The sequence below is a fragment of the Pseudomonas sp. 10-1B genome (genome assembly GCF_000935045.1).
Classification (GTDB): Bacteria; Pseudomonadota; Gammaproteobacteria; order Pseudomonadales; family Pseudomonadaceae; genus Aquipseudomonas.
The window spans coordinates 1-26,955 of the sequence record NZ_JYKS01000033.1 but is presented as its reverse complement, the minus strand read 5'-3'; the positions used below and the strand labels follow the sequence as shown (position 1 = coordinate 26,955).

25 protein-coding genes and 1 riboswitch are annotated in these 26,955 nt (G+C 64.5%); of the genes, 8 read left to right on the top strand and 17 right to left on the bottom strand.

Annotation, left to right across the window (positions count from 1 at the left end; genetic code table 11):
* Window positions 1-5 precede the first annotated feature (5 nt).
* Window positions 6-1,883, bottom strand: coding sequence for a 1-acyl-sn-glycerol-3-phosphate acyltransferase (locus tag TZ03_RS18345; protein WP_051099620.1), 1,878 nt, complete (start codon window positions 1,881-1,883; stop codon window positions 6-8).
* 338 nt (window positions 1,884-2,221) lie between these two features.
* Between TZ03_RS18345 and TZ03_RS18340 the strand changes: the two genes are divergently transcribed.
* Both TZ03_RS18340 and TZ03_RS18335 read left to right on the top strand, forming a co-directional pair.
* The gene (locus TZ03_RS18340) at window positions 2,222-3,397 is read left to right on the top strand and encodes an MFS transporter (protein ID WP_051099619.1); all 1,176 of its coding nucleotides are present in this window, start codon (window positions 2,222-2,224) and stop codon (window positions 3,395-3,397) included.
* Window positions 3,398-3,630: 233 nt separating this feature from the next.
* Entirely contained in the window at window positions 3,631-7,107 is a 3,477-nt protein-coding gene (locus tag TZ03_RS18335) for a PAS domain-containing hybrid sensor histidine kinase/response regulator (protein ID WP_051099618.1), read from the top strand.
* Here the strand turns inward: TZ03_RS18335 and rmuC are convergent.
* Window positions 7,079-8,452: a DNA recombination protein RmuC gene (gene rmuC, locus TZ03_RS18330; protein WP_177328486.1), complete on the bottom strand. Its 1,374-nt coding sequence runs from the start codon at window positions 8,450-8,452 to the stop codon at window positions 7,079-7,081. The genes TZ03_RS18335 and rmuC overlap by 29 nt on opposite strands.
* Window positions 8,453-8,745: 293 nt before the next feature.
* Window positions 8,746-9,165 (bottom strand): tetratricopeptide repeat protein, encoded by a 420-nt coding sequence (locus tag TZ03_RS18325; protein ID WP_051099666.1) that lies wholly within the window; start codon window positions 9,163-9,165, stop codon window positions 8,746-8,748.
* A 953-nt stretch (window positions 9,166-10,118) separates the two neighbouring features.
* Here TZ03_RS18325 and TZ03_RS18320 point away from each other — a divergent pair.
* From TZ03_RS18320 to TZ03_RS18310, 3 genes are all read left to right on the top strand, one after another.
* Window positions 10,119-10,343 (top strand): hypothetical protein, encoded by a 225-nt coding sequence (locus TZ03_RS18320; RefSeq protein ID WP_003257337.1) that lies wholly within the window; start codon window positions 10,119-10,121, stop codon window positions 10,341-10,343.
* A gap of 249 nt (window positions 10,344-10,592) precedes the next feature.
* The gene (locus TZ03_RS18315; RefSeq protein WP_051099616.1) at window positions 10,593-11,075 is read left to right on the top strand and encodes a hypothetical protein; all 483 of its coding nucleotides are present in this window, start codon (window positions 10,593-10,595) and stop codon (window positions 11,073-11,075) included.
* A gap of 147 nt (window positions 11,076-11,222) precedes the next feature.
* Window positions 11,223-12,509 carry an OmpP1/FadL family transporter gene (locus TZ03_RS18310; protein WP_051099615.1) on the top strand — a complete coding sequence of 429 codons (1,287 nt, stop codon included), beginning with the start codon at window positions 11,223-11,225 and terminating at the stop codon, window positions 12,507-12,509.
* 785 nt (window positions 12,510-13,294) lie between these two features.
* Here TZ03_RS18310 and TZ03_RS18300 read toward each other — a convergent pair.
* A complete protein-coding gene (locus tag TZ03_RS18300; protein ID WP_051099614.1) occupies window positions 13,295-13,846 on the bottom strand; it encodes a glutathione peroxidase in 552 nt (183 codons plus the stop codon).
* A gap of 138 nt (window positions 13,847-13,984) precedes the next feature.
* Between TZ03_RS18300 and TZ03_RS30475 the strand changes: the two genes are divergently transcribed.
* Both TZ03_RS30475 and TZ03_RS31125 read left to right on the top strand, forming a co-directional pair.
* A complete protein-coding gene (locus TZ03_RS30475; protein ID WP_152645487.1) occupies window positions 13,985-14,155 on the top strand; it encodes a YhfG family protein in 171 nt (56 codons plus the stop codon).
* On the top strand, window positions 14,155-14,319 hold the full coding sequence (locus TZ03_RS31125) for a hypothetical protein (RefSeq protein WP_160297748.1): 165 nt from the start codon (window positions 14,155-14,157) through the stop codon (window positions 14,317-14,319). Before TZ03_RS30475 ends, TZ03_RS31125 begins: the two co-directional genes overlap by 1 nt.
* On the opposite strand, the gene TZ03_RS31760 is transcribed toward TZ03_RS31125, so the two are convergent.
* From TZ03_RS31760 to cobO, 13 genes are all read right to left on the bottom strand, one after another.
* Entirely contained in the window at window positions 14,316-14,438 is a 123-nt protein-coding gene (locus TZ03_RS31760) for a hypothetical protein (protein WP_269082569.1), read from the bottom strand. The genes TZ03_RS31125 and TZ03_RS31760 overlap by 4 nt on opposite strands.
* Window positions 14,435-15,637 carry an MFS transporter gene (locus TZ03_RS18295; protein ID WP_051099613.1) on the bottom strand — a complete coding sequence of 401 codons (1,203 nt, stop codon included), beginning with the start codon at window positions 15,635-15,637 and terminating at the stop codon, window positions 14,435-14,437. The genes TZ03_RS31760 and TZ03_RS18295 overlap by 4 nt, the downstream gene beginning before the upstream one ends.
* Before the next feature lie 64 nt (window positions 15,638-15,701).
* On the bottom strand, window positions 15,702-16,106 hold the full coding sequence (locus tag TZ03_RS18290) for a MarR family winged helix-turn-helix transcriptional regulator (protein ID WP_051099612.1): 405 nt from the start codon (window positions 16,104-16,106) through the stop codon (window positions 15,702-15,704).
* A 567-nt stretch (window positions 16,107-16,673) separates the two neighbouring features.
* A complete protein-coding gene (locus TZ03_RS18285) occupies window positions 16,674-17,396 on the bottom strand; it encodes an adenosylcobinamide-GDP ribazoletransferase (RefSeq protein ID WP_051099611.1) in 723 nt (240 codons plus the stop codon).
* 1 nt (window position 17,397) lies between these two features.
* Window positions 17,398-17,964 carry an alpha-ribazole phosphatase family protein gene (gene cobC, locus TZ03_RS18280; protein WP_051099610.1) on the bottom strand — a complete coding sequence of 189 codons (567 nt, stop codon included), beginning with the start codon at window positions 17,962-17,964 and terminating at the stop codon, window positions 17,398-17,400.
* Window positions 17,961-19,022, bottom strand: coding sequence for a nicotinate-nucleotide--dimethylbenzimidazole phosphoribosyltransferase (gene cobT, locus TZ03_RS18275; RefSeq protein ID WP_051099609.1), 1,062 nt, complete (start codon window positions 19,020-19,022; stop codon window positions 17,961-17,963). The genes cobC and cobT overlap by 4 nt, the downstream gene beginning before the upstream one ends.
* Before the next feature lie 148 nt (window positions 19,023-19,170).
* Window positions 19,171-19,692: a bifunctional adenosylcobinamide kinase/adenosylcobinamide-phosphate guanylyltransferase gene (cobU, locus tag TZ03_RS18270; RefSeq protein ID WP_051099608.1), complete on the bottom strand. Its 522-nt coding sequence runs from the start codon at window positions 19,690-19,692 to the stop codon at window positions 19,171-19,173.
* A gap of 1 nt (window position 19,693) precedes the next feature.
* The gene (locus tag TZ03_RS18265) at window positions 19,694-21,148 is read right to left on the bottom strand and encodes a cobyric acid synthase (RefSeq protein ID WP_051099607.1); all 1,455 of its coding nucleotides are present in this window, start codon (window positions 21,146-21,148) and stop codon (window positions 19,694-19,696) included.
* Window positions 21,145-22,137, bottom strand: a complete 993-nt coding sequence (cobD, locus tag TZ03_RS18260; RefSeq protein ID WP_051099606.1) for a threonine-phosphate decarboxylase CobD — start codon at window positions 22,135-22,137, stop codon at window positions 21,145-21,147. Before cobD ends, TZ03_RS18265 begins: the two co-directional genes overlap by 4 nt.
* Complete coding sequence (gene cbiB / locus TZ03_RS18255; protein ID WP_051099605.1) at window positions 22,130-23,038, bottom strand: adenosylcobinamide-phosphate synthase CbiB; 909 nt, start codon at window positions 23,036-23,038, stop codon at window positions 22,130-22,132. Before cbiB ends, cobD begins: the two co-directional genes overlap by 8 nt.
* Window positions 23,035-23,685: a 5,6-dimethylbenzimidazole synthase gene (bluB, locus tag TZ03_RS18250; RefSeq protein WP_051099604.1), complete on the bottom strand. Its 651-nt coding sequence runs from the start codon at window positions 23,683-23,685 to the stop codon at window positions 23,035-23,037. The genes cbiB and bluB overlap by 4 nt, the downstream gene beginning before the upstream one ends.
* The gene (locus TZ03_RS18245; protein ID WP_051099603.1) at window positions 23,682-24,977 is read right to left on the bottom strand and encodes a cobyrinate a,c-diamide synthase; all 1,296 of its coding nucleotides are present in this window, start codon (window positions 24,975-24,977) and stop codon (window positions 23,682-23,684) included. The genes bluB and TZ03_RS18245 overlap by 4 nt, the downstream gene beginning before the upstream one ends.
* Window positions 24,974-25,585, bottom strand: a complete 612-nt coding sequence (cobO, locus tag TZ03_RS18240) for a cob(I)yrinic acid a,c-diamide adenosyltransferase (RefSeq protein WP_013971375.1) — start codon at window positions 25,583-25,585, stop codon at window positions 24,974-24,976. The genes TZ03_RS18245 and cobO overlap by 4 nt, the downstream gene beginning before the upstream one ends.
* A 119-nt stretch (window positions 25,586-25,704) precedes the next feature.
* A riboswitch (cobalamin riboswitch) is annotated at window positions 25,705-25,924 on the bottom strand.
* 168 nt (window positions 25,925-26,092) lie between these two features.
* Between cobO and TZ03_RS18235 the strand changes: the two genes are divergently transcribed.
* Window positions 26,093-26,671 carry a hypothetical protein gene (locus tag TZ03_RS18235; RefSeq protein ID WP_051099602.1) on the top strand — a complete coding sequence of 193 codons (579 nt, stop codon included), beginning with the start codon at window positions 26,093-26,095 and terminating at the stop codon, window positions 26,669-26,671.
* Window positions 26,672-26,955 lie beyond the last annotated feature (284 nt).

The window sequence follows — 26,955 nt, the reverse complement described above, 5'->3', positions numbered from 1 at the left end:
CTGCGCTAACGCAGATCGCCGCGCAAACGGCTGACCTGCTCACGCAACGCTTCTGGCTGCGCCGCTTCCACCGCAATGGCCGCGCCCGCCACGATGGTCACCCGCGACCACAAACGCTTGAACAGGCCCTTGGCCGGGTCGCGGCTGAAGAAGCTGCCCCACAACCCCTGCAAGGCCAGCGGAATCACCGGCACCGGGGTTTCTTCGAGAATGCGGTTGACGCCGCCCTTGAACACATCGATCTCGCCATCACCGGTCAGCTTGCCCTCCGGGAAGATGCACACCAGCTCGCCATCGGCCAGGTATTGGGCAATGCGCGCGAAGGCGCGTTCGTAGGTGGCCAGGTCTTCGTTGCGCCCGGCAATCGGGATAGCGCCTGCGGTGCGGAACACGAAGTTGAGCACCGGCAGGTTGTAGATCTTGTAGTACATGACAAAGCGGATCGGCCGGCGGATCGCCCCACCGAGCAGCAGTGCATCGACGAACGACACATGGTTGCACACCAGCAACGCCGCGCCTTGGTCGGGGATGCGCTCGAGGTCGCGGTGCTGCACGCGGTACATCGAATGGCTGAGCAGCCAGATCAGGAAGCGCATGGTGAACTCGGGCACGATCCTGAAGATATAGGCATTGACCGCGATATTGAGCAGCGACACCACCAGGAACAGTTGCGGGATGCTCAACTCGGCCAGGCCCAGCAGGATGATGGTGAGCACCGCCGACACCACCATGAACAAGGCATTGAGGATATTGTTGGCAGCGATCACCCGGGCGCGCTGGTCTTCGGCCGTGCGCGCCTGGATCAGCGCATACAGCGGCACGATGTAGAAGCCGCCGAAAATGCCCAGGCCGACGATCGACAGCAGAATCCACCAGGCCTGGGCCATACCCAGCAGTGCCAGCCAATCGTGCGGCACCGCCGCAGCCGGTACATCGCCGGAGTGCCACCACCACAGCAGGCCGAACAGGGTCAGGCCGAACGAGCCGAACGGCACCAGGCCGATTTCCACCTTGCGCCCGCTCAGCCGTTCGCACAGCAACGAACCAAGGGCGATGCCCACCGAGAACAGCGTCAGCACCAGGGTCACCACCGTGCCGTCACCGTGCAGCCAGTCCTTGGCGTAGGCAGGGATCTGCGTGAGGTAGATGGCGCCGACGAACCAGAACCACGAGTTGCCGACGATCGACCGCGACACCGCCGGCGGCTGCCCCAGGCCCATGCGCAAGATCGCCCACGACTGCTTGAAGATGTTCCAGTCCAGCGGCATTTGCGGCGAGGCGGCGGCGGCCCGCGGGATCCAGCGGCTGGCCAGGTAGCCAAGCACCGCAGTGCCGACCACACCACCCGCGACGACCGTGGCATAGCTGTCGGCCGACATCATCATCCCGGCGCCGATGGTGCCTGCGAGGATGGCGAGGAAGGTGCCGGTTTCAACCAGGCCGTTGCCGCCAACCAGTTCTTCCTCACGCAGGGCCTGCGGCAGGATCGAGTACTTCACCGGGCCGAACAACGCCGAATGCGTGCCCATGCCGAACAGCGCCACCAGCATCAGCGCCAGGTGGTTGGTGATGAAGCCGAGCGCACCGATCGCCATGATCACGATTTCGGCCAGCTTGATCGCGCGGATCAGCGCATCCTTGGCGAACTTCTCGCCAAACTGCCCGCCCAGCGCCGAGAACAGGAAGAACGGCAGGATGAACAGCAAGGCGCAGAGGTTGACCCAGATCGAACGGTCGCCATCGCCCAGGCTGAGCTTGAACAAAATCGCCAGGATCAGCGACTGCTTGAACAGGTTGTCGTTGAAGGCACCCAGCGACTGAGTGATGAAAAATGGCAGGAAACGCCGCTTGCCGAGCAAAGTGAATTGCGAGGAGTGACTCATCGTCCTTGGTCCTGGTGGCTTTTCAATTGGAGGCGCGCCAGGCGCGTCAAGCCACAAATCTGCATGGGAAATGCTTTGGCTGGCAAGCGCCGGTGCAAATATGGCCAAGTGGCATAGATGCCGACCGCACAATTTGTGCAGTCCAACCTGTGGGAGCAACTTTCTTGTATTGCCTGGACTGGCCTCATCGCCGGCAAGCCAGCTCCCACAGGTATTGCACAGGATTTGAGGTCGATGCGGTCGAGGTGGGAGCTGGCTTGCCGGCGATGAGGCCAGTGCAAGCAGTCCCCAAAGTGGCATATGCTCCGACTCGGCTATTCCACAACAAGGACGTGGCAATGCTCGCCGCCATAAAACGCTACCCGCACACCGTTCGCCTGCTACTTACCACCACCTTTACCCTCACCGTCGCCCGCGCCCTCACCCTGCCTTACCTGGTGGTGTACCTCGCCGACAACTTCCAGCTGCCGATCAGCCAGATCGGCCTGCTGATCGGCGGCGCGCTGATCATTGCCTCGCTGCTGAGCCTGTATGGCGGCCATCTGGTCGACACCTTGCGCAACCACACGCTGGTCAGCGCCAGCACCCTGCTGTTCGCCCTGGCCTTCGTCGGTGCGGTCGCCAGCAGTTCGGCGCTGCTGTTCTTCCTCTGCCTGGTGCTGATCAACCTGGCCCTGGCCGTGGTCGACATCGCCGCCAAGGCGGGCTTCTGTGCCCTGCTGCCGATAGAGGAACGGGCCGAGGTGTTCGCTATCAAGTACACCCTGAGCAACGTCGGCTACGCCGCCGGCCCACTGTTGGGCGTGGCCATGCTGGAGCTGAACGAGCATATGCCGTTCATCGCCTCTGCCCTGCTTGGCCTGGCCATGTGCCTGGCCTACTGGCGCCTTGGCGATCGCCGCCTGCAGGCCAGTGCCGACAAACCCGCGGCCGGCTTCGGCCAGGTGGCGCTGGGGCTGGCGCGTGACCGGAGGCTGGTGTGCTTCACCCTCGGCGGGGTGCTGAGCGCGGTGGTGTTCGGCCAGTTCACCGCCTACCTGTCGCAATACCTGGTGGTGACCAGCAGCCCGGCCGAGGCGGCGCGATTGGTCGGCTACCTGGTGACCACCAACGCGGTGACGGTGATCGCCCTGCAGTACCTGATTGGCCGGCGAATCAGCCGCCAGCGCCTGATGCCCTGGCTGCTGGCCGGCATGGGCCTGTTCATCGCCGGGCTGCTGGGCTTCGCGATGGCCGGCTCGGTACTGGCCTGGTGCATGGCGATGCTGGTGTTCACCTTGGGCGAGATCATCGTGATCCCGGCCGAATACATGTTCATCGACCTGATCGCCCCGGAGCATCTGCGCGGGGTGTATTACGGTGCGCAGAACCTGTCCAACCTGGGAGCGGCGCTGGGGCCGGTGATGGTGGGGTTTGCCCTGGTGCATCTGTGGCCGGGGGCGGTCTTCTACCTGATGGTGTTGTCGGTGATACTGGCTGGGGTGTTTTACTGGCTGGGTACCCGCAGAGGGTGATTGTGCCTGTACTGGCCTCTTCGCGGGCACGCCCGCTCCCACAGGTTCATCACCAGTCTTGAAACCTGTGTTACCTCTGTAGGAGCGGGTTCACCCGCGAAGAGGCCTATGCAGGTTGTAGATGAACCCTGCGACCACCTGCCACTGCGACCATCGTCTGCGCTGACGAAGCGGCACCTGCGTGCCAGACTGATTGATCGGGACCGCGTTATCTTTTTTGCTTCGGAGTCTTCATGTCGTTGTCCAGCGGGCTGATCGCCGTGGTCGCCCTGGCCTATATGGCCATCATGTTCGCCATCGCCTTCTACGGCGACCGCCGCAGCACGCCGTTGCCGCCGAAGCTGCGTGCCTGGGTGTACAGCCTGTCGCTGGCCGTGTACTGCACCAGCTGGACCTTCTTCGGCGCGGTCGGCCAGGCCGCCGAACAGCTCTGGGCGTTCCTGCCGATCTACCTGGGCCCGGTGCTGCTGCTGATCTTCGCGCCATGGGTGTTGCAGAAGATGGTGCTGATCAGCAAACAGCAGAACATCACCTCGATCGCCGACTTCATCGCCGCGCGCTATGGCAAGTCGCAAACCCTGGCGGTGGTGGTGGCGCTGATCTGCCTGGTCGGCGTGCTGCCCTACATCGCCTTGCAGCTGAAAGGCATCGTGCTGGGCGTCAACCTGCTGATCGGCGCCAGCGCCGACGCCACCGGCACCCGCGTGCAGGACACCGCGCTGGTGGTGTCGCTGGTGCTGGCACTGTTCGCCATCGTCTTCGGTACCCGCAGCCTGGATGTGACCGAACACCACCGTGGCATGGTCCTGGCGATTGCCTTCGAATCGCTGATCAAGCTGCTGGCCTTCCTCGCCGTGGGCATCTTCATCGTCTTCAACCTGTATGACGGCTTCGACGACCTGTTCAGCCAGGCACGCCAGTCGGTCCACCTGCAGGACTATTGGCAGGAAACCATCAACTGGCCATCGATGGTGGTGCAGACCGCCGTGGCGATGATGGCGATCATCTGCCTGCCACGGCAGTTCCACGTCACCGTGGTGGAAAACATCGAACCCCAGGACCTGCGCATGGCGCGCTGGGTGTTCCCTTTGTACCTGGCCCTGGCCGCGCTGTTCGTGGTGCCGATTGCCCTGGCCGGGCAGATGCTGCTGCCGGGCACGGTGATTTCCGACTCGTTCGTCATCAGCCTGCCGCTGGCCGAGGCGCACCCGAGCCTGGCCCTGCTGGCGTTCATTGGCGGCGCTTCGGCGGCCACTGGCATGGTCATCGTCGAGGCCGTGGCACTGTCGACCATGGTCTCCAACGACATGCTGCTGCCCTGGCTGCTGCGCCGCACCAATGCCGAGCGACCGTTCGAAGCGTTCCGCCACTGGATGCTCTCGGTGCGCCGGGTGACCATCGTGGTCATCCTGCTGCTGGCCTATGTCAGCTACCGCCTGCTGGGCTCCACGGCCAGCCTGGCGACCATCGGCCAGATCGCCTTCGCCGCCGTGACCCAGCTCACCCCGGCCATGCTCGGCGCGCTGTACTGGAAACAAGCCAACCGCCGTGGCGTGTTCGCTGGCCTGGCCGCGGGCATTTTCCTGTGGTTCTACACCTTGGTGCTGCCGATTGCCGCGCATAGCCTGGGCTGGCCTCTGCAGCTGTTCCCGGGGCTGGCATGGCTGCACGGCAACCCGCTGAACCTGCCGATCAGCCCGCTGACCCAGGGCGTGGTGCTGTCGCTGGCGGGTAACTTCACCCTGTTCGCCTGGGTGTCGGTGCTGTCGCGCACGCGGGTTTCGGAACACTGGCAGGCCGGCCGCTTCATCGGCCAGCAAACCAGCGCCCGCCCCAGCAGCAAGCCGCTGCTGGCGGTGCAGATCGACGACCTGCTGACCCTGGCCTCGCGCTTCGTCGGCGAGGAGCGTGCCCGGCAGAGCTTCATCCGCTTCGCCTACCGCCAGGGCAAGGGCTTCAACCCCAACCAGAATGCCGACGGCGACTGGATCGAGCACACTGAACGCCTGCTGGCCGGCGTGCTCGGCACTTCGTCGACCCGCGCCGTGGTCAAGGCCGCCATCGAAGGCCGTGACATGCAACTGGAAGACGTGGTGCGCATCGCCGACGAAGCCAGCGAGGTGCTGCAGTTCAACCGCGCGCTGCTGCAAGGCGCCATCGAGAACATCAACCAGGGCATCAGCGTGGTCGACCAGAACCTGCACCTGGTGGCCTGGAACCGGCGCTACCTGGAGTTGTTCAACTACCCTGACGGGCTGATCAGCGTGGGCCGGCCGATTGCCGATATCATCCGCTACAACGCCGAGCGCGGCCTGTGCGGCCCCGGCGAGGCGCAGGTGCATGTGGCGCGGCGCCTGCACTGGATGCGCCAAGGCCGCGCGCACTCCTCCGAGCGCTTGTTCCCCAATGGCCGGGTGATCGAGCTGATCGGCAACCCGATGCCGGGTGGTGGCTTCGTCATGAGTTTCACCGACATCACCCCGTTCCGCGAGGCCGAGCAGGCCCTGCGCGACGCCAACGAAGGCCTGGAGCAACGGGTGGCGGAACGCACCCACGAGCTGTCGCAACTGAACCAGGCGCTGTCCGAAGCCAAGAGCCGCGCCGAGGCGGTGAGCCAGTCCAAGACCCGCTTCCTGGCTGCCGTCAGCCATGACCTGATGCAACCGCTGAACGCCGCGCGGCTGTTCTCCGCCGCGCTGTCGCAGCAGGCCGAGGGCATGAACGAAGAGGCCCAGCAACTGGTACAGCACATGGACAGTTCGCTGCGCTCGGCCGAAGAGTTGATCGGCGACCTGCTGGACATTTCGCGCCTGGAGAACGGCAAGATCACCCCGGATGCCAAGCCGTTCGCCCTCAACGAACTGTTCGACACCCTGGGCACCGAGTTCAAGGTGCTGGCCGCCGAGAAGGGCCTGGAGTTCCGCCTGCGTGGCAGCCGCCTGCGGGTGGACAGCGACATGAAACTGCTGCGCCGGGTACTGCAGAACTTCCTGACCAACGCCCTGCGCTATGGCAAGAGCCCGATCCTGCTCGGCGCGCGGCGCCAGGGCGAGCGCTTGTGGCTGGAAGTGTGGGACCGCGGCCCGGGCATCGCCGACGACAAGCTGCAAGTGATCTTCCAGGAGTTCAAGCGCCTGGACAGCCACCAGACCCGCGCCGAAAAAGGACTGGGCCTGGGCCTGGCGATCGCCGACGGCCTGTGCCGGGTGCTGGGGCACACGCTGGAGGTGCGCTCCTGGCCCGGCAAAGGCACCGTGTTCCGCGTCAGCGTGCCGATCGCCCGCCAGGCCGCCCCGGCGCCCAGCGCCCCGGTGGAACAGGGCGGCCAGCCGCTGGCCGGGCTGCAGGTGCTGTGCGTGGACAACGAAGACAGCATCCTGATCGGCATGAACAGCCTGCTCAGCCGCTGGGGCTGCCAGGTGTGGACCGCGCGCAACCGCGCCGAATGCGAAGCCCTGCTGGCCAAGGGCATGCGCCCGCACCTGGCGCTGGTGGACTACCACCTGGACGACGGCGACACCGGCACCGGGCTGATGGGCTGGCTACGTGCACGCCTGGGTGAGCCAGTGCCAGGCGTGGTGATCAGCGCCGACGGCAGCAAGGAAACCATCGCCCTGGTGCATGCGTCAGGCCTGGACTACCTGGCCAAGCCAGTCAAGCCGGCGGCCCTGCGCGCCCTGCTCAATCGCCATCTGAGCCAGGTTCAGTAAGCGCTTCGTCCGGCAACGCCTCGTCGGACAGCGCCCGCTCCAGCAGGTCTGCCGGCAGGCTCTTGCTGGCACGCGCCCCCAGCAGCTTGAGCTGTTCGCTGCGGCTGACCAGGTTGCCACGCCCTTCGCACAGTTTGTTGCGCGCCGCGGCATAGGCCTTGTCCACCTGCTGCAGGCGGTTGCCCAGCTCGTCCAGGTCCTGGATGAACAGCACGAACTTGTCGTACAGCCAGCCGGCACGCTCGGCGATCTCACGGGCGTTCTGGCCCTGGCGTTCCTGCTTCCACAGGCTGTCGATCACCCGTAGGGTGGCAAGCAAGGTGGTGGGGCTGACGATCACGATCTGCCGGTCGAAGGCTTCCTGGAACAGGTTCGGCTCGGCCTGCAGGGCTGCCGAGAAGGCCGCCTCGATAGGCACGAACAGCAGCACGAAATCCAGGCTGTGCAAGCCTTCGAGGCGGTTGTAGTCCTTGCTCGACAGCCCTTTGACATGGCTGCGCAGCGATTGCACGTGCTGCTTGAGCGCGGCCTCGTCATTGCCGGCGACGAACTGCTGGTACGCCGTAAGGCTGACCTTGGCGTCCACCACCACCTGCTTGTCGCCGGGCAGCATGATCAGCACATCGGGCTGGAAACGCTCGCCGTCGGCGCTCTTCAGGCTCACTTGGGTCTGGTACTCGCGGCCCTTTTCCAGGCCGGCATGCTCCAGTACCCGCTCGAGGATCAACTCGCCCCAGTTGCCCTGGGTTTTCTGGCCCTTCAGGGCCTGGGTCAGGTTGGTGGCTTCGTCGGACAGGCGCAGGTTGAGCTGTTGCAGGCGCTCCAGTTCCTTGCCCAGCGAGAAGCGTTCGCGGGCTTCCTGCTGGTAGCTTTCCTCCACGCGTTTCTCGAAGGCCTGGATGCGTTCCTTGAGCGGGTCGAGCAACTGGCCCAGGTGCTGCTGGCTGGTCTGGGCGAAGCGTTGCTCACGCTCGTCGAAGATCTTGGTGGCCATGTCGGCGAACTGGGCGCGCAGGGTGTCACGGGCTTCCTGCAGGTCTTCCAGACGCTGCTGGTGGCTTTCCTGCTGCTCGCGCAGCTCGGCCTGCAGGCGTGCGCTCTGTGCTTCCAGGCGGCGCAGCTCGGCTTCGCGGTTGGCGCGCTCGAGGTTCCAGGCGTGGGCGGCGTCACGGGCGTTGTCGCGGTCGATCTGCAGCAGTTCCAGTTCGCGGCCCTGGGCGGCCAGCTGGGTCTGCTTGACGGTGTTGGCTTCGCTGAGGTCGCTGACCTCGTCGCGGCTGGCGTCCAGCTGCGCCTGCAGGCCGGCCTGGGCCAGTTGCGCGGCGTTGAGGCGCTCTTCGAGCAAGGCCTGCTCGCCTTGCCGCGCGCCCTGGCGGCGCTGTACCTGCATGACCCACCCCAGGCAGGGTAAAGCACCTGCCACCAAGCCCAGCAGAATGCTGGCCAGATCCACTGTCATGCTTACCCCGATCGCTCTGTTGCAAATTCAGTGCAGCTTATCAGCCTGGCAGGTGTGTTGCCTGTACCGGCCCTATCGCCGGCAAGCCAGCTCCCACAGGTATTCCACAGGCCTTGAAATCTGTGGGGTACCTGTGGGAGCTGGCTTGCCGGCGATAGAGCCCGTGCAGGCAACAGAGCTCAGCCAGGAAACCACTGCCGCAGCAGCCGCCGCGCCTCCTGCGAGCCCTGCCCCGCCGCCAGCTCCAGCCAGTAGCGCGCCTGCTCCGGCTCGCTGTGCTGGCACAGCCGCGCATACTCCAGCTGCGCGCGTCGATCTCCGGCACGGGCTGCCTGGCGCAGCAGTTCATGGCCAATTCGCCGGTCACGGGCATTGCCACAATCACGGCACAGCATCTGCCCCAGGCGGCTTTGCGCCACCACCACGCCCTGGCGCGCCGGCTGTTTCAACAGGCGCCCGGCCAGGTGCTTGACCTGCGGCTTGTCGCCCAGGCGCGGGTTGTCGAGCAGCCACAAGGCCACTTTGAGGGAAAAGCGTTTGGGGGCAGGTACAGGCGCCGATGCAGCGGGGCTGGCGAGGTGTTTACCGCGAAACTTCATGAGCGACAGGTTTGGCAACTCGAAAGGCGCGCCACTCTACTCTTTTTTTTGCGCCCTGACCTGTCGATTTGTGGAGGATTGAAAAAAAATTTCAATGATCTTTTCTTGACGTTTTCGACTGGATGACCAACCGGTCTATCGGAGCATGTCGATTGTCGGACAGTTCCCCGTATTGCTGGCACGCCCGTCCTAGAGCAAGCGCTCGGGACAATCCACAGTTCCTGTGGATAACTCGGTGGACAACCCCCTCCCATATCCCGCAAAGCCCCATGAATTGGGGGTTTCGGTCAAACTGACGATTTTTTCACCAGCTAAAAATAGTGTTTTTTTTCATTGACTTAACCGCCCAGTCAAGGCATTGGCGAGGCTGTCGCAGCGTGTTGCCGGGCCGTTACAAGCCCTGCCCCGAATGTGAACAAGTGCACCATAAACCCTCACTTGAGTGCACGAAATGGGCACATCAGCCCGGATACTGGCCATTTTCCCCCTCTTCCCAGCACTGCAAATACGCGCCATACTGCGCGGCTAACCGGAACAAACGTGTAACACTTGCCAAGCGGCTGCATTTTCGCTAAGGTGCACCCCGTTAGTACCAAGCTGAAAGTCAATTCTGGCCCCGAGCGTCCTTGCAGACCCACTCACTCCCAAGAGTGGCCCTGCTGAAAGCAGGACCGGCCCCTTCGATGATTCACTCGCCAGCTCCGCGCTGTTCAAGCACGAATCACGTGACTGATTGATCAGGATCTCACCCCGACGGCCTAGAACCATGGCCACGGCGTGCTGCCTGCCTTCTGAAGTACCTACCAGTCAGCCCAAGCGCCCACCTTTGATTGCGCCCCCTCTGGCTGCCCTGTTCCAGTCAGGTTCGTTCGTCCCTTAATAAAGGCGTCACTGGAACGTTTCTATCATGCACGGATCATAACCCCGTGTTTAAAGCAGGAACCTCCAACAATATGCAAACTCATCATCAGATTCAGGCTGCCATTGGCACCCTCTCCCAGGCCTTCTCGCCGTTGAAGTGCCTTATCGTTGCCCCTCGCAAGGGCAGCTTCAGTTTCACCCTGGTAGACGAACACGGCGTCGCCTGCCACACCGAGCGCCTGTACCCCGAGCAGTACAGCCGCAGCGAACCGCTGCAGGCAGTCATCGCCCGAACCCGCCAGTCGCTCACCGCGTGAGCGGCGAATACCGCGGTATTCAGCCTCTGAATCATGCCATCGCAAGCCTGCCTGAACGTTCTTGGCGTAATTGCCTTAGGGCATATAGCCCGATACGTCAGGCAGCAATCGATTTAAAAACAGCTCTTTACACCACGATTATCACACTACACTTCAACTCGAGCGGTGCTTACCGCTTCCGGCGGGCCTGATCCTTCACCAGCTGCCAAGCTCCAGTGCCCGTCCGGCCCTTTACTGCTCGAGGGCATCATGGGTATCGCGGCGAATGAATTGTGTCAGTATGTGATCCGACCCACCCTGGTCTACCTGAACCGTCAATGCGCCAGCGCCGAAGCCTTGTTGCTGGGCATCGCCGCCAGCCAGTCGGCACTGGGGTCGGCCTTGCACGACCGCCGTGGGCACGGCCTGTACCGCATCGGCGAACAGCGTCACCAGGCGCTGTGGGACGATTACCTGGCCCGTGACCCCGACCTGGCCAGCCTGGTCCGCGGCCTGGCCAGCCAGCACGCCTTCCTCGGCGGCCCGCATTTGGAACTCACCGTCAACCTGCGTTATTCCACCGCCATTGCCTGGATGCTCGTCGAAGAGCAGGCCACACCGCTGCCTGCCGCCGACGATCTATTGGCGCTGGCGCGGATCTGGCGACAAGTTTTCAACCCTCAGGGTCGCCTGCGCGACTTCACCCATGCCTGGCATACCTGCATAGATCAGAAATTGCCACAGGCATCTTAAGACGCTTCCTACAGCGTAACCGGAAAAAAGGGAATTTTGGTTGGATTGTCCTACAAAACCGCTCTATCTCCTGCGATACAGGCTATAGCGCGGCGCGTGATTTGTTGGTAGCTTTTCGCCCCGGAGATCCCAAGGAGTTTTCTAATAATGAAAAAAGTAATGCTCAAAACCTCCCTCGGCGTAGCTATTGCGCTTGCTTCCAGCCAATTGTTCGCCGCAGGTTTCGCGCTGAATGAACAGAGCATCAGCGGCATGGGAACCGGTTTTGCGGGACGTTCGTCTTCTGCCGAAGATGCCAGCACTGTGTACGGCAACCCAGCAGGCATGTCGCGCCTCAAGCGAGAACAGGTCACAGTCGGCGGCGCTGCCGTCATTGCCAAGTCAGATATTTCGGGCCGTGGTAGCAATTTCGGGGGGGAAACCGATGGAGACATGGTCCCGTTCGTGGGTGTTCCCATGGGCTACTACGTCAAGCCAATCGATGATCACTGGAGCGTGGGCTTCGGTGTGTATGTGCCATACGGCCTGATCACCGACTACGGTAGCGATGACGCGGCACGCTACTGGGGCAAGAAGAGCAAGGTCGAAGTTGTCACCTTCCAGCCAACCATCAGCTATGCCTTCAACGACAAGGTTTCGATCGGTTTTGGCCCCACCATCAACCGCATCAAGGGTGAACTGGGCTCGAACCTGAGCAGCAGCGCCCTTCCAGCGATCATTGGCGGCGGCCCTGACGGCGAAGTCAAGATCAAAGGCGACGACACCGCCATCGGTTACAACGTGGGGGTACTTGTACAAGCGACGGACCGTACCCGCCTGGGCCTGACCTATCACTCGATGGTCGACTACAAGCTTGAAGGCGATACCCGTGTTTCCTATCCGGTTGCGGCCCTGGGCCTCAACGGCAAATTTGACGCCAGCCTGAAAATCAAGACACCGGAGTCCGTGGACTTCTCGGTCACCCATGAACTGGATGACCACTGGACACTGTATATGGGTAGCACCTGGACTCGCTGGAGTCGCCTGGAAAGCATCGTTGTAAAGAACGAAGCGCCAGCGGGCTATCCGCTGCAGACCATCGACGAAGAGCAGAACTGGCATGACACTTGGGCACACGCCATTGGTGCCGCCTATAAGGTGAACAAGGAGTGGACCCTTCGCGCAGGCTTCTCCGTCGACCAATCGCCCACCAACAACCACGATCGCTCGCCACGCATTCCTACCGGAGACCGCAAGGCGGTTAGCTTTGGTGCCGGCTGGAGTCCGAACGACGATATGACCATCGATATTGCCTACTCCTACTTGTGGGAAGAGGACACCAAGATCAACAATCTGCCAAGTGAGCCAACGGAAGGTCTCTTGAAAGGCAGCTACCAGGCCAAGTATGAGAACAGCGCTCACGGTATCGGTGCTTCCCTCACCTACCGTTTCTGATTCATACGCGTTGCATGAAAAACCGCCCTTGTGGCGGTTTTTTCATGCCCGCACCTGCCTTTGCTCTTGCTCTTGCTCTTGATCTTGATCTTGATCTTGATCTTGATCTTGATCTTGATCTTCGCGACTTCAGGAGGCCGAACGCAGGCCTTGCGGAGGGAGGTGACGGGCATGGATGCCCGTCAAGCGCTGAGGCCCCATGGATGGGGCCTGCAGCGCGTACTCCCGGGAGCAAGGCCGGAGTGAGGGAACCCCGGAGCGCAGCGCAGGGGCCGGATGATGGGAGCGCAGCGTTTTTTGGTTACTTTTTGTCGCGTTCGTTTGACAAAAAGTGACTCGCCGTAAGGCGAAAAGGTGAGTTAGCGTCGCCATCGCAAATGGACTATGCGCGAGATCGAAACCAGCACTTTGCCGCTTTTCGCTTTCGCCTTCAGACGTGGGCATCAACAACGAGGTCAACATTCATTGGCGATGGTGGCGCCAAGTCACCTTTCCGCCCTTACGGCGGGTCACTTTTTGTCTTGGCAAAAAGTAACCAAAAACCGCCCGCTCCCATCATCCGGCCCCTACGCTTCGCTCCGGGGTCCCCTCGCTACGGGCATGCTCCCGGGAGTACGCGCTGCAGGCCCCATCCATGGGGCCTCAGCGCTTGACGGGCATCCATGCCCGTCACCTCCCTCCGCATGCCCTTCGCTCGGCCTCCTGAAGTCGCAATCTGCGGCGCCTGAACTATCGCGCGCTTAGAAGCAAAAGCAAAAGCCGAAGCAAGAGCAAGAGCAGCTAGATCACTGCTGCGAGGCAATGGCCTTTTCGATAGCTGCCCGGAACGCCGGATCATCCGGCTTGGTCAGGCTGGAGAAATTGCCGATCACCTTGCCCTTACGGTCCACCACATACTTGTAGAAATTCCACTTCGGCGCACTACTTTGGCTGGCCAGCTCAGTGAACAGCGGAATCGCGTCCTTGCCCCGCACCGCCTGCGCCTTGGTCATGGTGAAAGTAACGCCGTAGTTGGCATAGCAGACCTTGGCCGTCTTCTCGCTATCGGCATCTTCCTGCTTGAAGTCGTTGGACGGCACACCAAGCATCTCCAGACCTTGCCCGTGATATTCCTTGTAGGTCGCCTCGAGCCCCTCGAACTGCGGTGCAAAACCGCAATAACTGGCCGTGTTGACCACCACCAGCGGCTTGCCGGCAAAGCGCTGACACAACTCGATCTGCCCCTTGCCCCGCAACTCCGGCAGGCTGCCCTGCAACAACGCCGGGCAATCGGCAGCCCAGCTCGATGTGCTGGCAAGCGCAACCAGCACCGGCACCGTCAACCAATGTGCACGCATGGTTAGTTTCTCCCGCAAGACAATCCTTGAGCTTGCAGGGTAGCGCCAGACGCATACTCATGCCCACCCTGCTTCGCGAACCTGTCACCCATACTTTGCGTTATAATTCCCGCACCTCAACACTGAGCGAGTCAATCAATGGCCCCGATCAGTCTGCAAGCCAAGAAAGCCCATGCCGCCAGCAAGCGTCGCTCCAACTATGCAGCAAGCCTGCGCCTAGAAGGGTTCGCCACCTCTGCTGAAGATGCCGAGAAGCCTTTACCAGCCAAAGAAGATGTGCTCAAGGCGTTTCTCAAGCACGCCCGCTGATGCGCGATAAATACGGCATCGAGCAAGACAACGCGGGCTATGACATCAACTGGTGGGCAGTTGAGCCAGAACAGTGGTTAAACGCCAATGTCGCGGCGTACCACTGTGACCTGCGACCTTTGACAGCAATTTTCCGCCGGTGCATCGGCGCCCCCATCGCCTAACAAACACTCATGCCCAGCTGCATCAACACCATGCCCCCCTGGTGCCAACCCCACCACACCAGCGCCAGCAGCAACAGCGCGGCAATGGCCAGCAGCCCGCGAGCCAGGTAGCGGTTCATGCGGCCTGGGCCTGCAAGCGGGCAACCGGGCGTTCGCGCACCGGCCAGTTGAGCGCGGCAGCCAGCAGGCTGAGCAGGATGGAAATCTGCCAGACCAGGTCGTAGCTGCCGGTGCGGTCATACACCACCCCACCCAACCAGCCGCCCAGGAACGCACCCAGCTGGTGGAACAGGAAGACGATGCCGCCCAGCATGGACAGGTTGCGCACGCCGAATACCGTGGCCACGGTGCCATTGGTCAGCGGCACCGTGGAAAGCCACAACAGGCCCATGGCGATGCCGAACAGGTAAGCACTGAACTCGCTTACCGGCGCCCAGAGGAACAGCACGATCACTACCCCACGCAGCAGGTACAACCCAGTCAGCAGGCGCGGTTTGGACATGCGCCCGCCTAGCCAGCCGGCAGTGAAGGTACCGACGATATTGAACAGGCCGACCAGCGCCAGCACCGTGGTACCGGTGGTCGCGGCCAGGTGCTGATCAACCAGGTAGGCCGGCAAGTGCACGCCAATGAACACCACCTGGAAACCACAGACGAAGAAGCCCAGCGCCAGCAACCAGAAACCGGAGTGCGAACAAGCCTCGCGCAGGGCCTGGGCCAGGGTCTGTTCGGCGCCATGGCTGGGCAGCGGGCGGTCGCGCAACAGGCCGACGAAGGGCACGATCAACGCCACCAGCAAGCCCAGTACCAACAACGCTGCGGACCAGCCCAGCCACTGGATCAGGCCAAGAGTACCCGGCAACATGGCGAACTGGCCGAACGAGCCGGCAGCGCTGGCGATACCCATGGCCATGCTGCGCTTCTCGGCAGGCACAGCACGCCCGACTACGCCGAGGATGACCGAGAACGAGGTGCCGGACAGGCCGATGCCGATCAACAAGCCAGCACTCAGCGACAGCGACCAGGCCGAATCGGCCATGCCCATCAACATCAACCCGGCGGCGTAGAGAATGCCACCGATGATCACCACCCGCGCCGCCCCCAGGCGGTCGGCCAGGGCACCAGCGAACGGTTGCGCCAGCCCCCAGATCAGGTTCTGCAAGGCAATGGCGAAGGCGAACACCTCACGCCCCCAGCCAAAGTCGGCGCTCATCGGCGCCAGGAACAGACCGAACCCATGCCGCACGCCCAGGGACAGCGCCAGGATCAATGCCGCCCCCACCAATACCCACCCGCTGGTTCGCCACACCGAAGTCATTGTCGTTATCTCCAGCACATCGCAAGGTAATTACGGGTATATACCCGCATATAGTCGTATCACTTCAGGCCAGTTGGTTCAGCAAACGCACCAGTTCATCCCGCTGCCCTACCCCCAGCCGCTCCACCAGTTCGGTCTGGGCTTGTTCCCACGCTGGATGGGCAGCGCGCAGCAGTTGCGTACCGGCATCTGTCAGCAGCACCACGCGGTTGCGCTGGTCGTCACCATCGGCCAGGGCCACCAGCCCTTCAGCCTCCAGCACCCGCAGGTTGCGGCCCAGGGTGCTGCGCTCCAGGCCCATGGCCTCGGCCAGGGTAGTGATACTCGGCCGATCGAGGCGCTGCAGATGACGCAACAGGGAAAACTGGGCAACATTGACCCCGAAGCCGGCAAGGGCTTCGTCGTAATGCCGGCTCACCCCACGGGCGGCACGACGCAGGTGGGTACAGATGCATTCACTGGTCAGCATGGATACGTGTATATACCCGCGTCCCGGGTGTTGCAAGAGATTTCATGATTGCCGAAAAACCTCAGCCAGGGTTCAAGCGCCGGCGAATCGGCTGGAACTCCGCAGTGGCCTTGCGTGCCTGCGGGTCCGGTAAGCTCTGGTCGGTGTATCGGCATCCTCCTCGCGAATGGCCGCGACCAATTGCCGGTAAAGCGCGGGCAGATCACGCGCACCAGTCAGTCAAGGTTTCTGCAGACCTTACTGGGGCTGCTCTCATAGAACTGCACATAACTTACTGACTTAGCGGGGACCCTGTGGGAGCGGGCGTGCCCGCGAACACCGGCGCAGCCGGTGCCATGCACCGCGTTGGATTCTTCGCGGGCGTGCCCGCTCCCACAGGGTTCGCGGAGCGCCCAGCATCAGTTCTATGCGCGGCAGCGCAGCTCAATGGGCTGAATCTCCTACAGGGATCGCATCAGGGCTTACAGGTATTTGCTCAGCGCAAAACCTGCGGGCTTGCCCGCGAAGAGCCACAAAGAATCGCCGCACCGCCGTTCCCCCAGGGCTTTGCACACACCGACCGATCGTTCAAAGGCCCAACGCCAACCCCAGCACCATGGCCAGTTCTAGCAGCTCCAGCATCGCCCCGGCGGTATCTCCGGTAGTGCCACCCAGGCGCCGGCACATCAGTTGCCGCAACCAGGTAAACACCGCCAGCGCCAGCACCACTGTCCATCCCCCCAGCAGCAGGCAAAACAGCGCACTGCCCAACAGCACCCACCCGGCGGCACGCCGGGGCAGGTGCTCGGCCAGCGCCTGGCCCAAGCCACCCGGCCGAACATAGGGCGTGCCGAGAAACAGCCCCAGCATCGCCGCCCGCCCGATCAATGGCGCCAGCAGCAGCTGCGCCCCGATATCCTGCTCGACCAGCACCCACAAGGCGCAAAACTTCAGCAACAGCACCAGCACCAGGGTAACCACGGCAATCGGCCCGCTGCGTGGGTCTTTCATGATCCGCAGGGTGCGCTCGCGGTCGCCGAAACCACCTAGCCAGGCGTCGGCGCTATCCGCCAGGCCATCCAGGTGCAAGGCGCCACTAAGCAGCACCCACAGCGTCAGCAGCAAGGCCGCGTGCAGCGCTGCCGGCGTGCCCTGCAACAGGTGGCTGGCCAACCACAGCAGCAGGCCGAACAGCAGCCCGACCAGCGGGTAGCACAATAGCGAACGCCCCACCTCGCGCGGTGCCGGCATGCCCGGCAGGCTCACTGGCAGGCTGCTGAGAAACTGCAAGGCAATCCACAACGGCAACATTTCAGCGCGCCTCCAGCAGTTGCCCGTCATCGCCCAGCACCAGCCGCAACAACGCGCCATGCCCGACTTCGACCTGCAGCAACTGCTCCCTCGGCAAACCACGGGCCTGGGCCAGCAACAGCCGCATTACCCCGCCATGGGTGACCAGCAGCACGCGCTTGCCGGCATGCTGACGGCCCAGGCGCTCGACAGCCGCCAGTACACGCTGGGCAAACACCGCAACCGGCTCACCATTGGGCGGCGTGAAGGCGTAAGGATCCGCCCAGAAGCGCCCCAGCTCATCCGCCTGATCTTGCATGATCTGCGCGGCGCTACGGCCTTCCCAATCGCCGAAATGCAGCTCTTGCAGGGCAGGCTCACGCTGCACCGACAGGTTCAGTTGCGCCCCCAGTTCATCGGCGAAACGCGCACAGCGCTGCAGCGGCGAACTGACCAGCACCTGCCACGGGCCAGCCGCGGCCACGGCGCTGCGCATCTGCGCCCAGCCCTTGTCGGTCAGGGCATCGTCAAGGCTGCCGCGCAGGCCGCCCTGTTCCGTTTCACCGTGGCGTAGCAGGTCGAGGATCATGCCGGGCGGCCCGCCACCGCGGCCTCGGCAAAGGTCGCCATCTGCCCGTGCAGCGCACAGGCCAGGCGCAACAGCGGCACCGCCAAGGCTGCACCACTGCCCTCACCCAGGCGCAGGCCCAAGGCCAGCAACGGTTCGGCCTGCAGCGCGGCGAGCAAGGCCTTGTGCCCAGGCTCTGCGCCCTGGTGGGCGAACAGCAGCCAGGCCCGGCACTGCGGGTTGAGGCGCACCGCCAACAGCGCAGCGACGCTACAGATGAAACCGTCCACCAGCACCGCGATACCCGCCTGCGCGCAGCCAAGGTAGGCACCGGCCAAAGCGGCGATTTCGAAACCGCCGACACAGGCCAGGGCCTGTAGTGGATCTTCGGCACGCAAGTCATGCAGGCGCAGCGCCCGCTCGATGACCTCGGCCTTGTGTCGCACCCCAGCGTGGTCCAGGCCGGTGCCCGGGCCGCTCAGTTCGATGGCCGCGCAGCCCAGCAGCACGCTGGCCAGGGCGGCGGCGGCGGTGGTGTTGCCAATGCCCATCTCGCCACCGATGAACAGCTGCGCGCCCTGCTCGGCGGCGCGCAGGGCGCTGTCGCGGCCGGCTTGCAAGGCGGCCTGCAGCTGACCCTCGGTCATCGCTGGCTGGCGGGCGAAGTTGGCGGTGCCGGCCCCCAGGTGCAGATGGCGCACGCCGGGTAGTTCCAGGTGCGGGCCGACGGTGCCCAGGTCGACCACTTCCAGGCTGGCCTGTAGCTGGCGCGCCAGCACGCTGATCGCCGCGCCGCCGCCGACGAAGTTACGCAGCATCTGCCCGGTCACCGCTTGTGGGTAGGCCGAGATGCCCTCTTCGACCACGCCGTGGTCGCCGGCAAAAATGGTGATCGCGACGTGGTCGAGCGATGGCCGTTCACGGCCTTGCAGAGCAGCCAGCTGAATGGCCAGGCCTTCCAGCTGGCCGAGCGAGCCGGCAGGTTTGGTCAGTTGTTGCTGACGGGTGCGGGCCTGGGCCATGGCGGTGGTGTCGAGGGGTTGGCAGGGGGTTTGCCACCAGGGTTGGGTTTTAGTCATGGGAGGAGTTCGTGATTGAGTGGTAATTTTAGGGCTCGGTGTTGGGGCTGAGAGATGCCTGGGTTGGGATTTTTAGAGCCTGGAAGATCGAGCGCCACACAACCCAAGCCAGGCACCTGTAAGCCCAAACCCAATCTCAAACCCTCCCTCACAACCCAGGCCCTTTAAGCATCAACGGCAACCCCGCCACCGTCAGCACCACCCGCTGACAGCGCTCGGCCACAGCCTGATGCAACCACCCAGCCAGGTCGACATAGCGCCGGGTCAGCTCGCCCATGGGCACCACGCCCAGGCCTGTTTCATTACTGACCAGAATAATGGTGCCGGGCAACTGTTCCAGGCAGGCCAGCAGGGCATCACGCTCCTCGGCCAGGCGCTGGTCGTCCTCGAGCATCAGCAGGTTGGTCAGCCACAGGGTCAGGCAATCCACCAGCAGGCAGCGCCCTTCGGCCGCTTCAGCGCGCAATATCGCAGCCAGGGCCAAGGGCTCTTCGATTAGCCCCCAGTCATCCGGGCGGCGCTGGCGGTGCAGCAGCACGCGTTCGTTCATTTCACCATCCAGCGGCTGGCTGGTGGCGATGTAGGTCACCGGCAGGCCGCTGGCGCTGGCCAGCTGTTCGGCCAGGCGGCTCTTGCCGGAGCGGGCACCGCCGAGAATCAGGTTACGCATGTCAGGCCACCCCACACAGTTGGCGCAGGCGCGCGGTGTCCAGGTGCTTTTCCACCAGGTCGGCCAGGCGCTCGATATCGCGCTCACGCAAAGCTTCGTAGTCGATAACCTGCACATCCTCCAGGCCAGCCCAGCGCAGCAGCGCGGCACACGACTGGCTACCTTCGAACAGCCCGTGCAGGTAGGTAGCGAGGATCTGGCCATCGGCGCTGACAGCACCGTCCCACCGGCCATCTGCCAGTTGCACGGCAGGCTGCGCCAAGGCAGGCCCGGTGGTGACGCCGGCATGAATTTCATAACCGGCCACCGCTGCCGCTTCGAGGCTCAGCGTACCGGCAACGTTGCGCAATTGCTTCTCGGCCTCGAGCACCGTGGCATAGTCGAGCAGGCCAAGCCCCGGGCTCGAACCTGCGGCGCCCTCCAGCCCCAGCGGATCGTGCACTTCGCGGCCAAGCATCTGCAGGCCGCCACAGATACCGATCAGCTTGCCGCCATAACGCAGGTGCCGCTCGATGGCCTGGTCCCAACCACGTTCACGCAGCTGTGCCAGGTCACCGCGCACGCTCTTGGAGCCTGGCAGGATGATCAAGTCGGCAGCCGGGATCGGCTGGCCTGGGCCGATGAACTGCAAATCCACCTGCGGGTGCAGGCGCAGCGGGTCGAAGTCGGTGTGGTTGCTGATGCGCGGCAGCACCGGCACGATCACCTTGAGCACGCGCTCGTGCTTGGCGCCCTGGCGCACATCGATGCCATCCTCGGCCTCCAGATGCAGGTCGGTGACATAGGGCAGCACACCCAGCACCGGTTTGCCGGTACGTTGCTCCAGCCAGTCCAGCCCCGGCTGCAGCAAGGCGATGTCGCCGCGGAAGCGGTTGATCACAAAACCTTTGACCCGCGCCTGTTCGCTGGGCGACAGCAATTCAAGCGTGCCAACCAAGTGGGCGAACACACCGCCGCGGTTGATATCGGCAACCAGGATCACCGGGCAATCCACCGCTTCGGCAAAGCCCATGTTGGCGATGTCGCCGGCGCGCAGGTTGATCTCTGCCGGCGACCCCGCGCCTTCGACCATGACCACTGGCCAGGCAGCGCTCAGGCGTTGGTGCGAGGCCAGCACCGCCTGCATGGCGATGGCCTTGTAGTCGTGGTAGGCCACCGCGTTCATGCTGGTGACGGCACGGCCGTGGATGATCACCTGGGCGCCAGTATCGCTGTTGGGCTTGAGCAGCACCGGGTTCATGTCGGTGTGCGGCGCCAGCCGGCAGGCCTGGGCCTGCACCGCCTGGGCCCGGCCGATTTCGCCACCGTCGGCGGTCACCGCGCTGTTCAGCGCCATGTTCTGTGGCTTGAACGGCACCACGCCGACGCCCTGGCGCAACAGCCAGCGGCACAGCGCGGTCACCAGCGTGCTCTTGCCGGCGTCGGAGGTGGTGCCTTGCACCATGAGGGTGGTCATGCCGTTTCCTTTTGATAGGCCGCCAGGGCCTGGGCCAGGCGCTGTTCGTCCGCCGCGCATGCAGGCAACCCCAGGCGCACGGCGGGCGGGTGTTCGAACAGGCGCACCAGGATGCCGCGGCGGGCGAGAAAGTCATGCAACTGCGCGGCGTGCTCACTGCGCACGTACTGGAACAGGTCACAGCCGCCACTGGCTGCCAGGCCGGCGCTGTGCAACAGCCCAACCAACCGCTGGCTGGCGGCAGCACAGCGCTCGACCTGCATGCGCTGGGCGGCCCGATCGGCCAGGCAGGCCTGGGCCAGCACCCGGGTCGGGCCGTTGATGGTCCACGGGCCCAGCAGCTCGGCCAGGCGCAGCAACAGGCTGCGCTCGGCAGCGACGAAACCCAGGCGCACCCCGGCCAAGCCGAAGAACTTGCCGAACGAGCGCAGCACGATCAGGCCCGGGCGCTCGGCACACTCGACCACGCCATCGGCTGGGCTGTTGTCCATGAAGGCTTCGTCGACCAGCAGCCAGCCACCGCGGGCGGCCAAGCGCGCGTGCCAGGCGAGCAGGCGCTCGCGCGGCACCCGCCTGCCGGTGGGGTTGTTGGGGTTGACCAGCACCAGCACGTCAAGGCTATCGAGCGTCGCTTCGACCTGCGCCTCGTCCAGTTCCACCAGTTGGTGCCCGGCCCGTTGCCAGGCATACGGATGCTCGGCATAGCACGGCGTCAACACCCCTACCCGGCTGGCTGTGCGCAGCAGCGGCAAGGCCTGGATCGCGGCCTGGGAACCGGCCACCGGCAGTAGCTGACGGGCGCCGTAATACGCGCGGGCGGCGTCTTCCAGGCCGTCTTCGGTCTCCGGCAGGCGCGCCCAGGCATCCATGGGAATCGGCGGAATCGGGAAAGGCCAGGGCGCAATGCCGCTGGACAGGTCGAGCCACTGTTCGCGGGCGATACCGTATTGCCGCACCGCGCGGAGCAGGCGGCCACCATGTTCAAGCATCGATGTACGCCCCCAGGCAGATCACCAGCAACCACAACCACACGCCGCGCTGCACCAGGCCCCAGCCGCGTTCGATGGCGTCGGCGTCGGCCATTGGCCCGTCCCCCAGACGTGGCCGCTCATGCAACTCGCCGTGGTAAACGGCCGGGCCGCCGAGTTCCACCCCCAGCGCGCCGGCACCGGCGGCCATCACCGGCCCGGCATTGGGGCTGTCCCACAGCGGACCTTGCTTGCGCCAGCAGGCCAGCGCCAGGCGGGTCTTGCCGAGCAACGCATAGGTCAGCGCCACCAGCCTGGCGGGAATATAGTTGAGCACGTCATCGACGCGCGCCGCGCACCAGCCAAAGCGCTCGAAGCGTTGATTGCGGTAGCCCCACATGGCATCCAGCGTGTTGCTCAGGCGGTACAGCACTACGCCCGGCGCACCGGCCACCACGAACCAGAACAGCGCGGCGAACACTGCATCGCTGCCGTTCTCCAGCACCGACTCGGTAGCCGCTCGGGCCACGGCGGGCTCGTCCAGCTCTTGGGTTTCGCGGCTGACCAGGTAGCCGACCCGGCGCCGCGCCTCTGCCAGATCACCCTGGCGCAAGGCGTTGGCCACCGGCAGCACATGCTCGCCCAGGCTGCGCAGCCCGACGGCGCAGTACAGCGCCAGCACGTCCACCAGCCAGCCGATGTACGGCAACCACGACAGCACCAGCGCCACCAGGGTCAGCGGCACCACCGCCAGAAACCACGCGCTCACGCCGTGGCTGCGCCAACCGCGGCCACCGGCGTTCAGACGGCGCTCGAGGTTACTGGCCATGTTGCCGAAGGCCACCAGCGGGTGGCGTCGCTGCGGTTCGCCCAGCAAGGCATCCAGGGCCACGCCGGCCACGGTCAGCAAGGCGACGCTCATTGGCGCTCTCCCCATTGGTTCTCGAACAGCATGTCGCTCAGCGGCCGCTCTTCGGCCCAGTCTTCCAGCACCAGCATCGGTGCCGAGTAGAATTCGCTCACTGGCCCCAGGCACAGTACCGCCACCGGCTTGGCCCCGGCGGGCATGCCCAGCAGCGCGGCCAGGGCCTGCGGGTCGAACAGCGACACCCAGCCCATGCCCAGGCCTTCGCCACGTGCGGCCAGCCACAGGTTCTGGATGGCACAGGCCAGCGAAGCCAGGTCCATTTCCGGCAGGGTGCGGCGGCCGAAGATGTGCGCTTCGCGGTTGTCCATCAAGGCCGCTACCAGCAACTCGGCACAGTCATTGATGCCTTCCACCTTCAGCTTCATGAAGTCGTCGGAACGTTCACCCAGTGCCTCGGCAGTACGCACCCGCTCCTCCTCCACCAGGGCCTGGATACGAGCGCGCAGGTCGCGCCGGGTAATGCGGATGAAGCGCCAGGGCTGCATCAGGCCGACGCTGGGCGCCTGGTGCGCGGCGGCCAGCAGGCGGCCAAGCAGTTCCGGCGCCACCTCGCCACCGGCGAAATGGCGCATGTCACGGCGTTCGCCGATGGCCCGGTAGATCGCGGCGCGCTCGGCGTCGCTGTAGGCGTGTTCGCTCATGGTCGCAACAGCGCCGCCGCCGCACCCGGGTTGGAGGGGAAGTAGAAATGCACATAGGAGGCCGTCAGCCGCCCCAGGCGATACACCGCTTCGTTGCCACGCCCGCCATTGGGGCTCAGGCCACGGGCGATAGGCTCCAGCGCGGTGCTGGTCAATGAGTGGTGGTAGGTGTGGCCGCGCAGGGTACCTTCCGGCAGCTCCACCGCCTGCAGGGCCAGGGCCGCCAGGCGCTTCTGCATGGTCGCCTCGCCCGGCAGCAGGCCAAGTAGTTCGGCACGTTCGCCAGCCACGTCGGTCAGGGCATCGAGCAGGTACAGCATGCCGCCACACTCGGCCAGCAAGGGCTTGCCCTGGGCGTAATGGGCACGGATCGCTGCGCACATCGGTGCATTGGCGGCCAGGGCATGGTGGTGCAGTTCGGGATAGCCGCCCGGCAGGTACAGGCTGTCCACCACCGGCAGTTCGCGGTCATGCAGCGGCGAGAAGAACTCCAGCCGCGCGCCGAGGTTGCGCAGCAAGTCGAGGTTGGCGCCATAGGTGAAGGCGAACGCCTCGTCCCGCGCCACGCCGATACGTACACCGGCCAGCGAGGCAGCACAGGCCTGCGGCGCGGGTTCGGCAAAGCTCACCGGCGGTGGCAAGGCCGCGTCGCAGCTGGCGCCGAGCGCCTCGGCGGCGGCGTCCAGGCGGGCATCCAGGTCGTTCAGCTCGCTGGCCTGGACCAGGCCCAAGTGGCGGCTGGGCAGCTCGATACCACGCTCGCGGGACAAGCCGCCGTACCAGCGCAGGCCTTCAGTCAGGCTGCCTTCCAGCAGTTGCGCGTGGCGCAGGCTGCCCACCCGGTTGGCCAGCACGCCGGCGAACGGCAGGTCGGCCTGGTAGCGCGCCAGCCCCAAGGCCAGGGCGCCGAAGGTCTGGGCCATGGCCGTGCCGTCGATCACCGCCAGCACCGGCACGCCGAAGTGGCGCGCCAGGTCGGCGCTGGACGGGGTGCCGTCGAACAGCCCCATCACCCCTTCGATCAGGATCAGGTCGGCCTCGCCAGCTGCGTCCCACAGCAGGCGGCGGCTTTCCTCGGCGCCGATCATCCAAAGGTCCAGTTGGTACACCGGCGCACCGCTGGCCCGTTCGAGGATCATCGGGTCAAGGAAGTCAGGCCCACATTTGAATACCCGTACCTTGCGCCCGAGGTTGCGGTGCAGGCGGGCCAGGGCGGCGGTGACGGTGGTCTTGCCCTGGCCAGAGGCCGGTGCCGCGATCAATACCGCGGGACAATGGCGGGGCTGATTCACAGTTCCACGCCCTTCTGGGCGCGGATGCCCGCCTGGAATGCATGCTTGAGCATGCCCATTTCGGTCACGGTATCGGCCAGCTCGATCATTTCCGGCTTGGCGGCACGGCCGGTAACGATCACATGCTGCATCGGCGGGCGGGCCTGGATGTCGGACAGCACCTGGTCCAGGTCGAGGTAGCCGTGCTTGAGGGCGATATTCAGTTCGTCGAGCACCACGAACTGCACGCTCGGGTCCTGCAGCAACTGGCGCGACACGGCCCAGGCCGCTTCGGCGGCGGCGATGTCACGCTGGCGGTCCTGGGTCTCCCAGGTAAAGCCCTCGCCCATCACGTGGTAGCGCACCTGTTCGGGGAAACGGCGGAAGAACAATTCTTCGCCCGTGCTGTTACGGCCCTTGATGAACTGCACCACACCGCACTGCATGCCATGGCCCAGGGCGCGCGCGAGCATGCCGAAGGCCGAGCTGCTCTTGCCCTTGCCATTGCCGGTCAGGACCAGCAGCAAGCCGCATTCATTGGGGGAATTGGCGATGCGTTCGTCGATGATCGCCTTCTTGCGCTGCATGCGCGCCAGGTGGCGCTCGTCGCGTTCGGTGGATTCGCTCATCAGGGTTCTCCGCTGGCTGGCGCCACGGGAACACGCGGCGACAGGTGGTAGGCAGGCAAACGGAGAACGCGCAGGAGCCGCAGCCAGACGCCACGGTGCACCGCGCATCACCCTCCGTGATGCCGTTGGCAGTATCAGGCCGGTCTCCGGGCTTGTGAGCGGGCCTTGGCCCAGGCCTGCGCGCCTTCCCGGGTGCTGGCACCCAGTGGCCCTGCGCGGCCGCGACTCATCTACCGTTGCGGGGGCAGCGCCGGAATCGCGCCATGCTGGCGACCACCGGCTTCCCAGTTTCACCCTGCCCAGACGGGCTGGCAGGGCACCTGAAACACGCGCGAAGGTTAGAGGGTTGCACCCGGAGCGTCAATCGAAGCGGGTGGCATTCCCGCCAAACAGGCATTGTCCGCAGCAATGGCCAATACGCCAGCTTGTGCGACACTGAATACAGTGATATCACATGGCCATCACCTTCAGCTGAACGCGACCACAACGACAACAGGAGAGCGCAGCATGCGAGGCCAGATCATCAACAATTCACGCCTGGAGTTCCTCGGCCCGGTGCTGGAGCGCTGGGTCGACTGCATCGACCGTTTCAACCAGTTTGCCGGTGACGCCGAAGCCCCGTATTGGCAGGGTGCCGCTGCCAATGCCGGGCTGCTGGCAGCGGCAGCCTGGCAGGCCGAATTGGCGGCGTTGCAACAGTTTGCCGGCAAGAAGCAACGCGACGAAGGTGAATGCGAAGGGCGCTGCGACCTGTCGATCAGCAGTGCCGACGAGACGCTGTACCTGAGTGTCAGCCAGCGCTGGCCAAAAATCGCCCGGCTGGACATGGCGGCTGCTCTGCAGCAAACCGCTGCCCTCGCCCACCAGGTGGCCTACCCCAGCCAGCTGAAGGCTGGGGCGCTGTTCATCAGCCCCTGGAAGGCAGGCCAGCATGCCAGCCCCGAGGAGCTGCAGGACCTGGTCGACGACCTGCAGAAGCACACGGCCTGCGCCATCGCCTGGTACTTCCCGTATGCCTACCGCAAGTTGCATAACGAGCTGGGGCAGTATTTCCCGGGGGTGGCGCTGCTGCTCAGGCAGGCGTGAGCGGCGGCGGAGGCGGTGCCATCCATCGCGCTGGATTCTTCGCGGGCAAGCCCGCTCCTACACAGGTACTGCGCAGGCTTCGGGCTCACGCTACCCGTGTAGGAGCGGCTTTAGCCGCGAACACCGGCAAAGCCGGTGCCATCCATCGCGCTGGATTCTTCGCGGGCAAGCCCGCTCCTACACAGGTACTGCGCAGGCTTCGGGCTCACGCTATCCGTGTAGGAGCGGCTTTAGCCGCGAACACCGGCAAAGCCGGTGCCATCCACCGCGCTGGATTCTTCGCG

Excerpts from the sequence above, each read along its gene's own strand:
- TZ03_RS18320 (WP_003257337.1), top strand. The coding sequence starts at position 10,119 with ATGCAAACTCATCATCAGATTCAGGCTGCCATTGGCACCCTCTCCCAG.
- TZ03_RS18285 (WP_051099611.1), bottom strand. The coding sequence starts at position 17,396 with ATGTTGCCGTTGTGGATTGCCTTGCAGTTTCTCAGCAGCCTGCCAGTG.
- cobO (WP_013971375.1), bottom strand. The coding sequence starts at position 25,585 with ATGAGCGAATCCACCGAACGCGACGAGCGCCACCTGGCGCGCATGCAG.
- cobU (WP_051099608.1), bottom strand. The coding sequence starts at position 19,692 with ATGCGTAACCTGATTCTCGGCGGTGCCCGCTCCGGCAAGAGCCGCCTG.
- TZ03_RS18290 (WP_051099612.1), bottom strand. The coding sequence starts at position 16,106 with ATGCTGACCAGTGAATGCATCTGTACCCACCTGCGTCGTGCCGCCCGT.
- cobC (WP_051099610.1), bottom strand. The coding sequence starts at position 17,964 with ATGATCCTCGACCTGCTACGCCACGGTGAAACGGAACAGGGCGGCCTG.
- cobT (WP_051099609.1), bottom strand. The coding sequence starts at position 19,022 with ATGACTAAAACCCAACCCTGGTGGCAAACCCCCTGCCAACCCCTCGAC.
- TZ03_RS18310 (WP_051099615.1), top strand. The coding sequence starts at position 11,223 with ATGAAAAAAGTAATGCTCAAAACCTCCCTCGGCGTAGCTATTGCGCTT.
- TZ03_RS31125 (WP_160297748.1), top strand. The coding sequence starts at position 14,155 with ATGCGCGATAAATACGGCATCGAGCAAGACAACGCGGGCTATGACATC.
- TZ03_RS18345 (WP_051099620.1), bottom strand. The coding sequence starts at position 1,883 with ATGAGTCACTCCTCGCAATTCACTTTGCTCGGCAAGCGGCGTTTCCTG.
- bluB (WP_051099604.1), bottom strand. The coding sequence starts at position 23,685 with ATGAGCGAACACGCCTACAGCGACGCCGAGCGCGCCGCGATCTACCGG.
- TZ03_RS18340 (WP_051099619.1), top strand. The coding sequence starts at position 2,222 with ATGCTCGCCGCCATAAAACGCTACCCGCACACCGTTCGCCTGCTACTT.
- TZ03_RS18295 (WP_051099613.1), bottom strand. The coding sequence starts at position 15,637 with ATGACTTCGGTGTGGCGAACCAGCGGGTGGGTATTGGTGGGGGCGGCA.
- cobD (WP_051099606.1), bottom strand. The coding sequence starts at position 22,137 with ATGCTTGAACATGGTGGCCGCCTGCTCCGCGCGGTGCGGCAATACGGT.
- TZ03_RS18315 (WP_051099616.1), top strand. The coding sequence starts at position 10,593 with ATGGGTATCGCGGCGAATGAATTGTGTCAGTATGTGATCCGACCCACC.
- TZ03_RS18265 (WP_051099607.1), bottom strand. The coding sequence starts at position 21,148 with ATGACCACCCTCATGGTGCAAGGCACCACCTCCGACGCCGGCAAGAGC.
- cbiB (WP_051099605.1), bottom strand. The coding sequence starts at position 23,038 with ATGAGCGTCGCCTTGCTGACCGTGGCCGGCGTGGCCCTGGATGCCTTG.
- TZ03_RS18325 (WP_051099666.1), bottom strand. The coding sequence starts at position 9,165 with ATGAAGTTTCGCGGTAAACACCTCGCCAGCCCCGCTGCATCGGCGCCT.
- TZ03_RS18300 (WP_051099614.1), bottom strand. The coding sequence starts at position 13,846 with ATGCGTGCACATTGGTTGACGGTGCCGGTGCTGGTTGCGCTTGCCAGC.
- TZ03_RS31760 (WP_269082569.1), bottom strand. The coding sequence starts at position 14,438 with ATGAACCGCTACCTGGCTCGCGGGCTGCTGGCCATTGCCGCGCTGTTG.
- TZ03_RS30475 (WP_152645487.1), top strand. The coding sequence starts at position 13,985 with ATGGCCCCGATCAGTCTGCAAGCCAAGAAAGCCCATGCCGCCAGCAAG.
- TZ03_RS18235 (WP_051099602.1), top strand. The coding sequence starts at position 26,093 with ATGCGAGGCCAGATCATCAACAATTCACGCCTGGAGTTCCTCGGCCCG.
- TZ03_RS18335 (WP_051099618.1), top strand. The coding sequence starts at position 3,631 with ATGTCGTTGTCCAGCGGGCTGATCGCCGTGGTCGCCCTGGCCTATATG.